The sequence below is a fragment of the Streptomyces sp. NPDC002817 genome (assembly GCF_053592055.1).
The window spans coordinates 21486-34140 of sequence record NZ_JBSFUY010000004.1 but is presented as its reverse complement, the minus strand read 5'-3'; the positions used below and the strand labels follow the sequence as shown (position 1 = coordinate 34140).

At 70.8% G+C, this 12655-nt stretch carries 10 protein-coding genes; 6 read left to right on the top strand and 4 right to left on the bottom strand.

The window, feature by feature from the left end; translation table 11 throughout:
• Positions 1 to 151: 151 nt before the first annotated feature.
• Positions 152 to 1672, bottom strand: coding sequence for a leucyl aminopeptidase (locus ACWD3I_RS09120; RefSeq protein WP_365402767.1), 1521 nt, complete (start codon positions 1670 to 1672; stop codon positions 152 to 154).
• A gap of 344 nt (positions 1673 to 2016) precedes the next feature.
• Between ACWD3I_RS09120 and ACWD3I_RS09115 the strand changes: the two genes are divergently transcribed.
• From ACWD3I_RS09115 to ACWD3I_RS09095, 5 genes are all read left to right on the top strand, one after another.
• Positions 2017 to 4044: a hypothetical protein gene (locus ACWD3I_RS09115; RefSeq protein ID WP_365402764.1), complete on the top strand. Its 2028-nt coding sequence runs from the start codon at positions 2017 to 2019 to the stop codon at positions 4042 to 4044.
• 126 nt (positions 4045 to 4170) lie between these two features.
• Complete coding sequence (gene pelF, locus ACWD3I_RS09110; RefSeq protein WP_365402761.1) at positions 4171 to 5691, top strand: GT4 family glycosyltransferase PelF; 1521 nt, start codon at positions 4171 to 4173, stop codon at positions 5689 to 5691.
• Complete coding sequence (locus tag ACWD3I_RS09105) at positions 5688 to 7115, top strand: hypothetical protein (RefSeq protein WP_365402758.1); 1428 nt, start codon at positions 5688 to 5690, stop codon at positions 7113 to 7115. The genes pelF and ACWD3I_RS09105 overlap by 4 nt, the downstream gene beginning before the upstream one ends.
• Positions 7112 to 7738 (top strand): spherulation-specific family 4 protein, encoded by a 627-nt coding sequence (locus ACWD3I_RS09100; protein ID WP_365402756.1) that lies wholly within the window; start codon positions 7112 to 7114, stop codon positions 7736 to 7738. The genes ACWD3I_RS09105 and ACWD3I_RS09100 overlap by 4 nt, the downstream gene beginning before the upstream one ends.
• Positions 7735 to 8511 (top strand): endo alpha-1,4 polygalactosaminidase, encoded by a 777-nt coding sequence (locus tag ACWD3I_RS09095; protein ID WP_365402753.1) that lies wholly within the window; start codon positions 7735 to 7737, stop codon positions 8509 to 8511. Before ACWD3I_RS09100 ends, ACWD3I_RS09095 begins: the two co-directional genes overlap by 4 nt.
• An 80-nt stretch (positions 8512 to 8591) precedes the next feature.
• On the opposite strand, the gene ACWD3I_RS09090 is transcribed toward ACWD3I_RS09095, so the two are convergent.
• Positions 8592 to 9386, bottom strand: coding sequence for an adenosylcobinamide-GDP ribazoletransferase (locus ACWD3I_RS09090; protein WP_365402750.1), 795 nt, complete (start codon positions 9384 to 9386; stop codon positions 8592 to 8594).
• 60 nt (positions 9387 to 9446) lie between these two features.
• Between ACWD3I_RS09090 and ACWD3I_RS09085 the strand changes: the two genes are divergently transcribed.
• Complete coding sequence (locus tag ACWD3I_RS09085) at positions 9447 to 10196, top strand: hypothetical protein (protein WP_365402747.1); 750 nt, start codon at positions 9447 to 9449, stop codon at positions 10194 to 10196.
• Positions 10197 to 10661: 465 nt separating this feature from the next.
• Here ACWD3I_RS09085 and ACWD3I_RS09080 read toward each other — a convergent pair whose 3' ends face one another.
• Both ACWD3I_RS09080 and cobT read right to left on the bottom strand, forming a co-directional pair.
• On the bottom strand, positions 10662 to 11336 hold the full coding sequence (locus ACWD3I_RS09080) for a hypothetical protein (protein ID WP_365402744.1): 675 nt from the start codon (positions 11334 to 11336) through the stop codon (positions 10662 to 10664).
• Positions 11337 to 11526: 190 nt separating this feature from the next.
• Positions 11527 to 12621 carry a nicotinate-nucleotide--dimethylbenzimidazole phosphoribosyltransferase gene (gene cobT / locus ACWD3I_RS09075; RefSeq protein ID WP_365402741.1) on the bottom strand — a complete coding sequence of 365 codons (1095 nt, stop codon included), beginning with the start codon at positions 12619 to 12621 and terminating at the stop codon, positions 11527 to 11529.
• Between the last annotated feature and the right edge of the window lie 34 nt (positions 12622 to 12655).

The following is a 12655-nucleotide window of genomic DNA, read 5'->3' as shown; positions in this document are numbered from 1 at the left end:
CACCACACGCTCACATGTGAGCAGGGGATCAGACCTCACATGCAGGCAGGCGGCACGGTGAGACACCCAAGGGGCGCGGGGAACTGCGCGACCAGCCACAACCGGTCCGCAGTCGCCCACGCCCCGAAGGCCCCGAGCCCTTAGGCGAACGTCAGCCCAGGTCACCCGCGGCCGTAAGCTCCGCCAGCCGCACCAGCGTCCGCACCGCCGTACCCGTGCCCCCCTTGGGCGTGTACCCGAACGGCCCACCCTCGTTGAACGCGGGACCCGCGATGTCCAGGTGCGCCCAGGTGATGCCCTCACCCACGAACTCCCGCAGGAAGAGCCCCGCGACCAGCCCGCCACCCATGCGCTCACCCATGTTCGCGAGATCCGCGGTCGGGGAGTCCATCCCCTTGCGGAGGTGCTCCGGCAGCGGCATCGGCCAGGAAGGCTCACCCACCTCGGCCGCGGCCTCGTACACCGCGGAGCGGAACGCGTCGTCGTTCGCCATGATCCCGAACGTCCGGTTGCCCAGCGCCAGCATCATCGCGCCGGTCAGCGTCGCCACGTCGACGATCGCGTCCGGCTTCTCCGCGGAGGCGGCCCACAGCGCGTCCGCGAGGACCAGCCGGCCCTCGGCGTCGGTGTTGAGCACCTCGACGGTCTTGCCGCTGTACATCCGCAGCACGTCACCCGGCCGCACCGCGGAACCCGACGGCATGTTCTCGGCGAGCGCCAGCCACGCGGTGACGTTCACTTCCAGACCGAGCCGCGCGACGGCCACGATGGCGGCGAAGACGGCGGCCGCACCGCTCATGTCGCACTTCATCGTCTCGTTGTGACCGGCCGGCTTCAGCGAGATGCCGCCCGAGTCGTACGTGATGCCCTTGCCGACGAGCGCGAGGTGCTTCTTCGCCTTGGCGGAGGTGTACGACAGCTTCACCAGCCGGGGCGCCGCCGCCGAACCGCCGCCGACGCCCAGGATGCCGCCGTAGCCGCCCTTGAGCAGTGCCTTCTCGTCGAGCACCTGCACCTTGATGCCGTGCTCCTTGGCCGCGGCCTGGGCGACGGCCGCGAAGGCCTCCGGGTACAGGTCGTTCGGCGGGGTGTTGACGAGGTCACGGGCGCGGTTGAGCTCCTCGGTGACCGCGAGGGCACGCTCCACGGCCGCCTTGTACGCCTTGTCGCGCGGCTTGCCGCCGAGGAGGGCGACCTCGGCGAGGGGCGCCTTGCCGTTCTTCGGGTCCTTGGCGTTCTCCTTGTAGGCGTCGAAGGAGTACGCGCCGAGGAGGGCGCCCTCGGCGACCGCGCCGGCGTCGGCGGCGTCCGTCAGCGGCAGCGCGAAGGCGGCCTTCTTGGCGCCGGTCAGCACGCGGGCGGCGGCGCCGGCGGCCCGACGGAGCGCCTCGGAGTCGAGGGAGGAGTCCTTCTCGGGCTCCGGGCCGAGCCCCACCGCCACCACGAGGGGAGTCTTGAAGCCGGACGGCGCCGGCAGCTTCGTCACCTCGCCCTCGGCGCCGGAGGCACCGAGGGTCTCCAGGACGCCGGCGAGGCTGCCGTCGTAGGCCTTGTCCACAGCTTCGGCGCCCGGGGCGACGACCGGGCCCTTCGCGCCCTTGGCGACACCGATCACGATCGCGTCGGCCCGCAGGCCGGGCGCCGCGGCGGTGCTGAGAGTGAGAGCAGTCACGGTGGTGAAATCTCGCTTCCGATGTGAAGTTCAGTTGGTCGAATGTGGGTGGGTCGACCGGGCCCGACAGCCGACCCTAGAACCGTGTCCGGGGGCGGCATCGACCGGGGCCTTCACCCCGTCGATGAACACCCGGAACGAGCCTACGCGCGTATGGCTGGTTCGCTCATTCCTACGGGCGTTCACCTGTGAGTGGCGTCATGGCCACTTCTCAATCCTTACTCCCGGTGACCTCAGTCACACTCCTCGTGTTCCGGTGAGCACCTCGCTCGCCGCTTTGCATGATTTCCACTGATCCTCCTTGGATTTACCACAAGGGGATCTTCTGGGGGAGGACACACACAATGGCGCAGAGTGCGCTCAGATGGAGAGGCGCGGCCGCAGCCCTGACCACCGCCGGGCTACTGGCGTTGGGGCTCGGAGCACCAGGTGCGTCGGCAGCGGTGACGCCGCGCATCGATCTCAAAGTACTGGTCGTGGACAACGGCGACAGCCCCGTCCAGGCCATCACCGCCCAGCTGAAGAGCACAGGCGTTCCGTACACCACCATCAACCTGAACGACGCGAACCGCCCCGCCATCACGGCCGCGTTCCTCAGCGACACGGTCAACGGCACGCCCCGGGCCAGGTACCAGGGCGTCGTCCTGCCCAACGAGGCCCCGTTCGGCGCCGGTTCGGCCGAACAGACCGCGCTGGAGACGTACGAGAAGACGTACGGCATCCCGCAGGTCGACGCCTACACCTGGGCGCACCCGGGCGTCGGCCTGGAGTACAGCAGCTACTCCGGCTCGCTGGACGGCCAGGACGCGGGCATCACGGCCGCCGGCAGGTCGGGGTACTTCGGATACCTCGACGGTGCCCTCACCTTCGAGGACAACTCCCCGTCGGTGATGGAGAGTTACGGCTACGTGGCCACCCCCGGGGCGGGCTTCACCAGCTATGTCGACACCGCCGTGCCCGGTGGTACGGGCCGCGGCAGCCTCGTCGGCGAGTACGTCCACGACGGGCGCCGCGAACTCGTCGTGACCTTCGCGTACAACCAGTACCAGCAGCAGTTCCGGGTGCTCGCCCGCGGCATCGTCGAGTGGCTGACCCAAGGAGTGCACCTGGGACAGGCGCGCAACTACTTCGCCGTGCACGTCGACGACGTCTTCGCCCCCGACAGCCGCTGGGACACCGAACACAACTGCACCCCCGGCGACTTCGACTGCGCGGGCGGTGACGGCACGGGAACCACGCCGATCCGGATGACCGCCGCCGACGCGGTCCGCGCCGCCCAGTGGCAGCAGGAGCAGGGCTTCACGCTCGACATGGTCTACAACGCCGGTTCCGGCGAGGAGTGGAAGACCGAGAACGGCGGCACGGACGCCTTCGCCACCCAGCTGCTCGCCGACAAGGCCAAGTACCGCTGGATCAACCACACGTACACGCACAAGTTCCTCGGCTGCGTCCAGGACACCTCCACGGTGCCGTGGAGCTGCGCGAAGAACGCCAGCGGCACGACCCAGTACATGAGCCGGGCCGACATCTCCGCGGAGATCCGCAACAACTACAACTGGGGCGTCACCAAGGGCCTTCCGCTGACCCGCGCCGAGCTGGTCACCGGCGAGCACTCGGGCCTGAAGACGCTGCCGCAGCAGCCGAACGACAACCCGAACCTCGCCGGCGCCCTCGCCGACAACGGCATCAAGTGGACCGCCTCCGACAACTCCCGTGAACCCGACCAGCGTTCGGTCGGCAGCGGCGCCCTGACCGTGCCCCGCTACCCGATGAACGTGTACTACAACGTCGGTACGAACGCCGAGATGGTCGACGAGTACAACTGGATCTACGCCTCGGCGGCCGACGGCGGCAGCGGCATCTGCGAGAACAACCCGTCCTCCACCTGCCTGGCCGAGCCGCTCGACCCGGCCACGGGCTACACGTCGTACATCGTCCCCCAGGAGGCCCGCACCGCCCTCGGACACGCCATCAGCAACGACCCGCGTCCGCACTACGCCCACCAGTCCAACCTGGCCGAGGACCGGACCCTCTACCCGGTCATGAACAAGGTCCTCGCGGACTACCGGGCGCTCTTCGCCGACAACACCCCGGTCCAGAACCTCGCCCAGGCCGCCATCGGCACCGAACTCCAGCGCCGCGCCACCTGGCAGGCCGCGCTGGCCTCCGGCAAGGTCACGGCATACCGGGTCGGCACGACGGTCACGATCACGGCACCGAACGGGACCCAGATCCCGGTGACCGTGCCGGAGGGGGCAAAGAAGCAACTCCTCCTCGGCACCAGCGCGTTCGGAACCCCGTACGCGGGGCGGCGCTCGGCGTGGACCACGCCGGAGGTGCTTCAGTCGGCAGTGACTCTGAAACTGCCCTAGCTTCTGGAGCCGCCTCAGCTGGGGCGCCCCTTCAGGGGCGCGGGGAACTGCGCGACCAGCCACGACGAACCCGCAGTCGCGCAGTTCCCCCCACAGATTCCGCAAACAGGGGGGAACCGCGCGGCGATGCGTTCGGGCCGTCACGTCACCATGCTCACCGAAGGCACCTATCCACATGTCCACGGCGGCGTCAGCACCTGGTGCGACCAGCTCGTCAAGGGCATGCCGGAGGTCGACTTCCACATCCTCTCGCTCACCGGAAGCGGCCGCGAACCCGTGACCTGGGAGCTGCCGCCCAACGTCTACCGCCACACCTCCGTGCCGACCTGGGGTCCACGCCCCGGCCGCAAACACGCCCCGTACGGCAGGGCGCGGCGCCGTTTCATCGACTCCTACGAGCGTTTCCTGCTCTCCTTCCTCGACCCCGAGGCCCACTGCGACTTCGGCGAGGCCCTGTACGAGCTGGCCGAACTCGCCCGCGACGGACGTCTGTCGGCCGCACTGCGCACGGAGTCGGCACTGCGTTCGCTGATGTGGATATGGACGATGCCGCACCTGGCGACGGCCGAGGCCCGTCCCACGGTCCACGACGCGCTCACCGCGACGGACCTGCTGGAACACGCTCTGCGCCCCCTGGGCGTCCGCGTCCCCGAGGACTCGGTGGCACACGCGGTGAGCAGCGGTCTGGCCACGCTGCCCGCCCTCGCCGCCCATCAACTGGACGGCGTACCGTTCCTCCTCACCGAGCACGGCATCTATCTGCGCGAGCGCTACCTCGGCTACCGCTCGGACGCTCAACGCTGGCCCGTGAAGGCGTTCATGCTCGGCTTCTACCGCGAGCTCAACTCCCTGGGCTACAGGGCCGCCGACCTCATCACCCCGTGCAACCAGTACAACCGCCGCTGGGAGGAGCGCGGCGGCGCCGACGCCGACAAGATCCGCACGGTCTACAACGGCGTCGACCCCGCCGCCTTCCCGCACGCGGGACCCGAACCCGAGGTCCCGACCCTCACCTGGTGCGGCCGCGTCGACCCCATCAAGGACCTGGAGACCCTGATCCGCTCCTACGCCATGGTCCGCGCCGAGATGCCGGAGACCAGGCTCAGACTCTTCGGCCCGGTCCCGCCCGGCGGTGAGGAGTACAAGACCCGGCTGGAGAAGCTCGCCGCCGAACTCGGCGTCACCGACGGCCTCACCTTCGAGGGCCGTATCAGCGAGGTCTGGCGGGCCTACGCGGCCGGCCACGTGGTCATGCTCTCCTCCATCTCCGAGGGCTTCCCGTTCTCCATCATCGAGGCCATGTCCTGCGGCCGTACGACGGTGTCGACGGACGTCGGGGGAGTGAGCGAGGCGGTAGGCGACACAGGTCTGGTGGTGCCCCCGCGTGAGCCGGAGAAGCTGGCGGCAGCGGCCCTGACCCTGCTCAGGGACGACGAACGGCGGCTGAAACTGGGCGAGTTGTCACGGCAGAGAGTGATCGACCGCTTCACGCTGCGCCGCTCCGTGGACAATTTCCGGACGATCTACCAGGAGCTCGCCGGTATGCCCGAGGTGTACGAGCCCACGCTCGAGACCGTCGCCGACTGGACCCTCGAACTGCGCGACCCCTGGTACGCCGCGGTCGCGACGGACGGGACCGGCTGGTGAGCGGATCCGTCTGGCTGCCCCCGGGTGCCCGCCCGGACACGCTGCCCAGCATCCCCAGGCAGCGCACCCCCAGCTGGGCCCGACCCGACCCCCTCGACGAACTCGCCGAGCGCCTCGACGACTTCGTCGCCGCGGCCGTCCACCCCGACGAGATAGCCGCGCTCCTGGAGTCCGACGGCATGTCGGACGACCAGATACGCGAGCGGTACGGCCTGAAGAACTCCTTCGCCCTCGCCGAGGAGCTCTACGAACGCGTCGAGCGCCGCTACCCCGAACCGGAAGGCCCGGTCCACGACCCGTGGCAGGTAGGCCTGTTGGGCTGCCTCCTGCGGGGAGTCGTCTTCGCCCTCCCCGGCTTCGGCTACGTACTGGGCGCCCCGCTGATGGCCGGCCCCAGAGACCTCGGCCTCCCGGCAGGAACGGTCCCCCTTCTCGCCGGCGCCCTGGTCGGCTGGACCTGGAACCAGGGCCTCGCGCACCGGGCGTACTCCTGGCTGGGCCTGGGAGACCGCACGGCGGCAAAACGCAGCCTGCTGCTGGGGGCGCCGGTGGGCGTGGTGCTGGGCGCCCTGGTCGCCCTCCTGGTCGCGGGCACGGGCGATATGACGGGGGTGGCCTTCGCCGCCGGACAGTCCCTGTACCTGGGTGCGTCGACGGTCCTGCTGGTCCTGGGCCGCGAACGCGCGTTGCTGCTGGCCCTGTTGCCGATGGCGGCGGGCGCGGGCCTGGCCTTGGTGCACCCCATGCCGGACGCGGCGAGAATCGTCCTGCTGCTGAGCTCCCTGGCGGCGGTGGCGATCCTGGGCCTACGGGAAGTCGCACCCAGGGGCGACGAACCACAAGGCACCAGCAGCCGACGAACGACAATGGGCCCCCAACTCTTCTCCTCCCTCCCCTACGCCCTGTTCGGTCTGGGCAGCGGCGTCCTCGTCCTCTACGCGGCCCTGGGTGACGCCCTCGCCGCCGTAGCCCTCACCCTCAGCATGGGCCCCGCCGAATGGGTCCTCCACCGCTTCCGCAGCGGCAGCCTCGCCGGTCTGCGCAACACCAGCACCGCAAGGGCCTTCTGGCGCACGACGGCCACCACGCTCGTGGAATGCCTGACCGTCTACCTGGTCACCCTCCTGGCCCTCAGCCTCGCCATGTCCGCGCTCTGGCCGCACGCTCCCGACGCGACCGGCGTCCGCCTGGCAGGCCTGCTCCTGCTGGGCATGGTGATGTGGACCGGCCTGCTGCTCCAGTCCTTCGGCGCGATCCTCAGCGCGACGACGGTCTGCTGCGCAGCGGCCCTGACCCAGACGCTCGCGCTGCTGACCCGCACGGGCGACCCGTACTGGGTCGGCCTGACCGTCTACGGCACGGCGGCCGCGGCCCAGGCCGCCCTCGTCTGCGCCCTGTTGGGGAGAGCGACGGCCCACCGATGAGCACTCTTCTGATCCCGTACTACGAGCACCCGTCCGTCCGCCCCGCCGAATGGGACGTGATCATCGCGGCCGCACCCCGCCTCTACGGCGTCGTCCTCAACCCGGCCAGTGGCCCCGGCGAGGCCCCCGACGAGGCCTTCGCCGAGGTCGCCGCGCGGCTGCGGGCCGCAGGCACACGGGTGTTGGGCTACGCCGACACGGACTACGCCCGCAGAGCGCCCGCCGACGTGGTCCGTGACCTCACACGCCACCGCGACTGGTACGGCACGGACGGTGCCTTCCTGGACCAAGTCACCTCGGGCCCGGAGGAGTTCGCGTACTACCGGCGGCTCGCCACCGCCGTCCGAGGCACCCTCGTCCTGAACCACGGCACCACACCGCACCCCTCCTACGCCCGCATCGCCGACGTCCTCGTCACCTTCGAGGGCACCTGGTCGACGTACCGCCGACAGCCCCCGCGACCCTGGCACGGCGGCACGGACGTACGGCTGTGCCACCTGGTGTACGGCGTCCCGGACGGCGTCGATCCGGCGGCGGAGGGGGCGGACCTGTACTGCGCGGTCCCCGGGGTGGGAGATCATCCTTGGGGTACGTTGCCCCACACCCTGGAGCCCGCTCGGTGAGACGCGTTTTCTGGCTGGTCCCCCTGTTTCTGCTGGCCGCCTGCACGACGACCCCGGACGCGAAACCGGGCCCCCGCTGGCAGCCGGCCCCCGGCCTCGACTGGCAGTGGCAGCTCAGCGGCCGGACGGTCGACACCTCCGTCGACGTCCCGGTCTACGACATCGACGGCTTCGACCAGTCCGGATCCACCGTCACCGCGTTGCACCGCAAGGGCCGCAAGGTGATCTGCTACCTCTCCACCGGCGCCTGGGAGGACTGGCGCCCCGACGCGCAGAAGTTCCCCAAGTCGGTCATCGGCCGCGGTAACGGCTGGGAGGGCGAGAAGTGGCTCGACATCCGCGAGACGGATGTCCTGGAGCCGTTGATGGCGGACCGCATGGACATGTGCCGCGAGAAGGGGTTCGACGCGGTGGAGCCCGACAACATGGACGGCTACAAGAACCGCACCGGCTTTCCCCTGAAGGCCGCCGACCAGCTCCGCTACAACCGTCTCATCGCGAAACTCGCCCACGACCGGGGCATGTCGGTGGGCTTGAAGAACGACCTGGACCAAATCCCCGAACTGGTCGACGACTTCGACTTCGCGGTCAACGAACAGTGCGCCCAGTACGACGAGTGCGAGGCCAACACGCCGTTCATCGAGGCGAAGAAGGCGGTCTTCCATGTGGAGTACGAACTGCCGACGGGCAAGTTCTGCGCGGAGTCACGGAAGCTGAAGCTGAGTTCGATGCTGAAGAAGTACGAGCTGGGGGTCTGGCGCCGGCCATGCTGAGCGCCCCGACAGGGGCGCGGGGCTGTATCGAATTTGCGGCTACCGCCGCGTGGGCGCGACCAGCCACGACGGACCCGCACTCAGCCACCCAGCGAAAGCACCACGAGCGCGGTCGTGGCCGCAGTCTCCGCAAGCCCTCCGAAGACATCCCCGGTCACCCCGCCGAAGCGCCGCGTGCAGTGCCGTAGCAGGAGTTCGGCAACGCCAGCGGCGACGACGACCGCGAGCGCCGTACGGACGATGTCGTACGGCCCGAAGAACGCCCCCGCACCTGCTGCCGCCAGGGTCACGGCAACGGCGACGATCGCCGCACCCCGTACCGGGACCACCCCGGCCACGGCCGCTCCCAAGCCCTCGGGCCGTGCCGCCGGCACCCCGCGGCGCGCCGCCAGCGTCAGCACCAGCCGGGCCGCCGTGGCCGACACGACCGCGGCCACCACACCCCGCGCCCACGACTCGCCGTACGCCTGCGCCAGCGCCGCCACCTGCGCGAGCAGCACGAAGCCGAGGGTGATGACCCCGAACGGCCCGATGTCCGACTGTTTCATGATCTTCAGCGCGTCCTCGGCCGGCTTACCGCTGCCGAGCCCGTCCGCGGTGTCGGCGAGCCCGTCGAGGTGGAGCCCCCGAGTGAGAGCGGCGGGCACGGCGGCGGTGGCGACGGCGGCGAGCAGCGGTCCCGAACCCAGGGCCAGCAGCAGGAGACCCAGCGCGGCGGCCACCGCCCCCACCACCACCCCCGCCAGCGGAGCGCACAGCATGCCCCCGCGCGCGGCGTCACGGTCCCAGCGGGTCACCTTGACCGGGAGCACGGTCAGGGTGCCGAAGGCGAAGCGGAGGCCGTCGGGCCAGGGGTTCGAAGAGGGCGCAGACACCGGAGGAGGTTATCCGGCGGTCAGGAAGTCGGCACGGCCCACCCTGGATAAAGTGCATATATGGGACATTGGCTCCAGCGGAACATCATCGAGCCGGGCAAACTGCCGCTGCTCCTCGCCCTCACCTCCTTCGTCGTCACCTTCCTGGTCACCCGGGTCATCACCCGGCTCATCCGCGCGGGCAAGGGTCCCTTCGGGAACGTCAGCTCCGGCGGGGTGCACATCCACCATGTGGTGCCCGGGGTCGCCCTGACCGTGGTCGGCGGCTTCGGTGCCGTGGGGAGTGGCCGGCACGGCTTCGGGGCGGCCGCGTGTGCGGTGATCTTCGGTGTCGGCGCGGGTCTCGTGCTGGACGAGTTCGCGCTGATCCTGCACCTGGACGACGTCTACTGGACGGAGGAGGGCCGCAAGAGCGTGGAGGTGGTCGTGCTGACCGCCGCCCTGGTGGGGCTGGTGCTGTCGGGATTCTCGCCGTTCGGCGTCAACGACCTGAGCCAGGACGAGCTCCAGGACCGGGCCAACGTGATCTCGACCGTGGTGGTCAACTTCCTGTTCGCCCTGGCCGTCCTGAGCAAGGGCAAGGCCCGTATGGCGATCTTCAGCGTCATCGTCCCGCTCGTCGGCCTGATCGGCTTCGTCCGCCTGGCCCGCCCGGGCTCACCCTGGGCCCGCCGCTTCTACCGCCGCCGCCCCCGCGCCCGCGCCAAGGCCACCCTGCGCGCCTACCACCACGACCGCCGCTGGTCGGGCCCGCGCCGCAGACTCGAGGACCTGATCGGCGGCAAGCCCGATCCCCAGGCCCTGCCGTGATGGCGCCCACGGTCCGACACCTGACACGCCCAGCCACCGGCGTGGATACCGTCCCAAGCGCTCGGCCACCGGCACCACTGTCCGCCGGACGACGCCCCCGCGGGCCGACACCTTGCCCCCCAGTCACCGGCATGGACAACCAGGGCGCCGTCCCAGGCACCCGCTCACCGACAAGGCCCGCTGCCGGGAGACGCTCCCTCGCCCCGCTCACCGGTACGGCCTGTCTGCCGGGCTGCGCCCTCGTGTCCGGCTCACGGACACGGCCGCTTGCGGGCGGCATCCCGCGTCCCGTCCACCGGCAAGGCCGTCTGCCGGGCTGCGCTCCCGTGCCCCGCTTCACGGACACGGCCGTCTGCGGGCGGTATTCAGCGTCCCGTCCACCGGCAAGGTCGTCTGCCGGGGTACGCCCCCGTGTCCCGCTCACCGACGCGGGCGCCGGCCGAGCGATGCCCGACGCGCGCAAGGTCACCGCAGCGCCACCCGGCCCGTGCGTCGCCGATGGTGCACCTCCGAGATCCCGCACAGGGCCAGGACCGCCGCGATCGCCGCCAGATGTTCCTTGCCCGCGAGGTTGTCCTTCAGCAGTACCTCGACCACCATCGCCGCGATCACCACACCTCCGGTGATGTACGCGCGATAGCGCCAGGCGAGGAACACCGCGAGGCCCACCACGGCCGCCGAGGGGCCGGTGTCGACGACCTGGGCGTCCGTGCCCGGGAGGCCGAGCGGGCTGTCGGGGCCCAGCCAGATGCCGAGGCGCGCGTAGAGCGTGCCGGCGAGGGTGGCGGCGTAGGCGATGACCAGCGTGCGCCACCAGCCCAGGCAGATCTCCGCGATGCCGAACACGATCAGGAGCTGCGCCAGCGCGCCCCACACGGGCAGGTCCAGCGCGGGTACGAACAACGACAAGGGCGTTCGCAGGAGAGCCGGCCACAGCGGATCCTCCGCCCGCACGGCCCCGACGTTCTGCACGAACTGATAGCCCCACGACTGGTTCTGCGCGAACTGCAGCGCAGCCGTCAGACACACCGCCCCGATCGCCATCGGCACCGCCCGCCACCGCCGCCGGACCAACGGGCCGCGCACCGCGATGTACAGCAGCCCCCATTCACTGCGGGCCCAGCGGGCGATCCTCTTCATCGGCGCGTCTCCAGGTACGTACGGTGTGGCCACGGGCCATGTCCGAAGACCGATCCGAACCGTGCGAAGTTGAGCCACACCTACGTGATCTGGATCTCCCGGGCCTGTTGCGTACCTTCCCGGCAGATGGGAGACATCCACACAAAGGTGTCACATTGACACCCCTGCTGCGCCTCTGCTGTCCTCTGGGCTACTCCTCTTTCTCCGGCTCCTCGGCGGCCGACGGCTCCTCGACGACCTCCGGCTTCTCGGGCAGCTCCGCGGCCAGCGCCGCCGCGGCCTGCACCAGCGGCAGCGCCAGCAGTCCGCCGGCACCCTCCCCGACCGTCACCCCGTGCTCCAGCAGCGGCTCCAGCGCCATCCGGTCCAGCGCCTTCGCCTGCCCCGGCTCCCCGCTGTTGTGTGCGGCCAGCCACCAGTCCGGCGCCCGGAAGGCGATCCGCTGCCCGACCAGCGCACAGGCGGCGACCACGACCCCGTCGAGCACGACCGGCAGCTTGCGCACCGCGCTCTGCAGCAGGAACCCGGTGATCGCCGCGAGATCGGCCCCGCCCACCGTCGCCAGCAGCTGCAGCTGATCCCCGAGCACCGGGCGGGCCCGCCGCAGAGCATCGCGGATCGCCGCGCACTTGCGCATCCAGGCGAGGTCGTCGATGGCCAGCCCGCCGCGCCCGGTCACCACGGACGCGTCGGTCCCGCACAGTGCGGCGACCAGCACACCCGCCGCCGTGGTCCCGCCGACGCTCACATCGCCGAGCACCACCAGATCCGTACCGGAGTCGGCCTCCTCGTCGGCCACCGCGACCCCGGCCCGGAACGCGGCCTCCGCCTCCTCCAGGGTCAGCGCGTCCTCGACGTCGATACGGCCGCTGCCGCGCCGCACCCGATGCCGTACGACCTCGCCGGGCAGCGACTCCGGATCGCAGTCCAGCGCCAGGTCGACGACCCGCACCGGCACCCCGAGCCGCCGCGCGAGCACGGACACCGGCCGGCCGCCCTCCAGGACCTCACGCACCAACTCCCCGGCGCTGCCCGCCGGTCGGGCCGAGACACCGAGCTCGGCGATGCCGTGGTCACCGGCGAAGAGAATCACCCGCGGCTGTTCGATCGGCCGTACCGGAACGGCGGACTGCGCCGCCGACAGCCACTCACCCAGGTCGTCCAGGCGGCCCAGCGACCCGGGCGGCGCGATCTGACGTTCCCGGCGCGCCTCGGCGTCGCGGCGCACCCCACCGTCGGGGCGCTCGATCAGATCGGTGAAGTCGTCGAGATTAAGCGAGCTCATTCGCCGAACAGTACCGGCACCGATCGAACAGGAC

What these genes read in the sequence shown, in the direction of transcription:
- ACWD3I_RS09115 (WP_365402764.1), top strand. Translation starts at nt 2,017, where the DNA reads ATGGCGCAGAGTGCGCTCAGATGGAGAGGCGCGGCCGCAGCCCTGACC.
- pelF (WP_365402761.1), top strand. Translation starts at nt 4,171, where the DNA reads ATGCGTTCGGGCCGTCACGTCACCATGCTCACCGAAGGCACCTATCCA.
- ACWD3I_RS09100 (WP_365402756.1), top strand. Translation starts at nt 7,112, where the DNA reads ATGAGCACTCTTCTGATCCCGTACTACGAGCACCCGTCCGTCCGCCCC.
- ACWD3I_RS09085 (WP_365402747.1), top strand. Translation starts at nt 9,447, where the DNA reads ATGGGACATTGGCTCCAGCGGAACATCATCGAGCCGGGCAAACTGCCG.
- ACWD3I_RS09080 (WP_365402744.1), bottom strand. Translation starts at nt 11,336, where the DNA reads ATGAAGAGGATCGCCCGCTGGGCCCGCAGTGAATGGGGGCTGCTGTAC.
- cobT (WP_365402741.1), bottom strand. Translation starts at nt 12,621, where the DNA reads ATGAGCTCGCTTAATCTCGACGACTTCACCGATCTGATCGAGCGCCCC.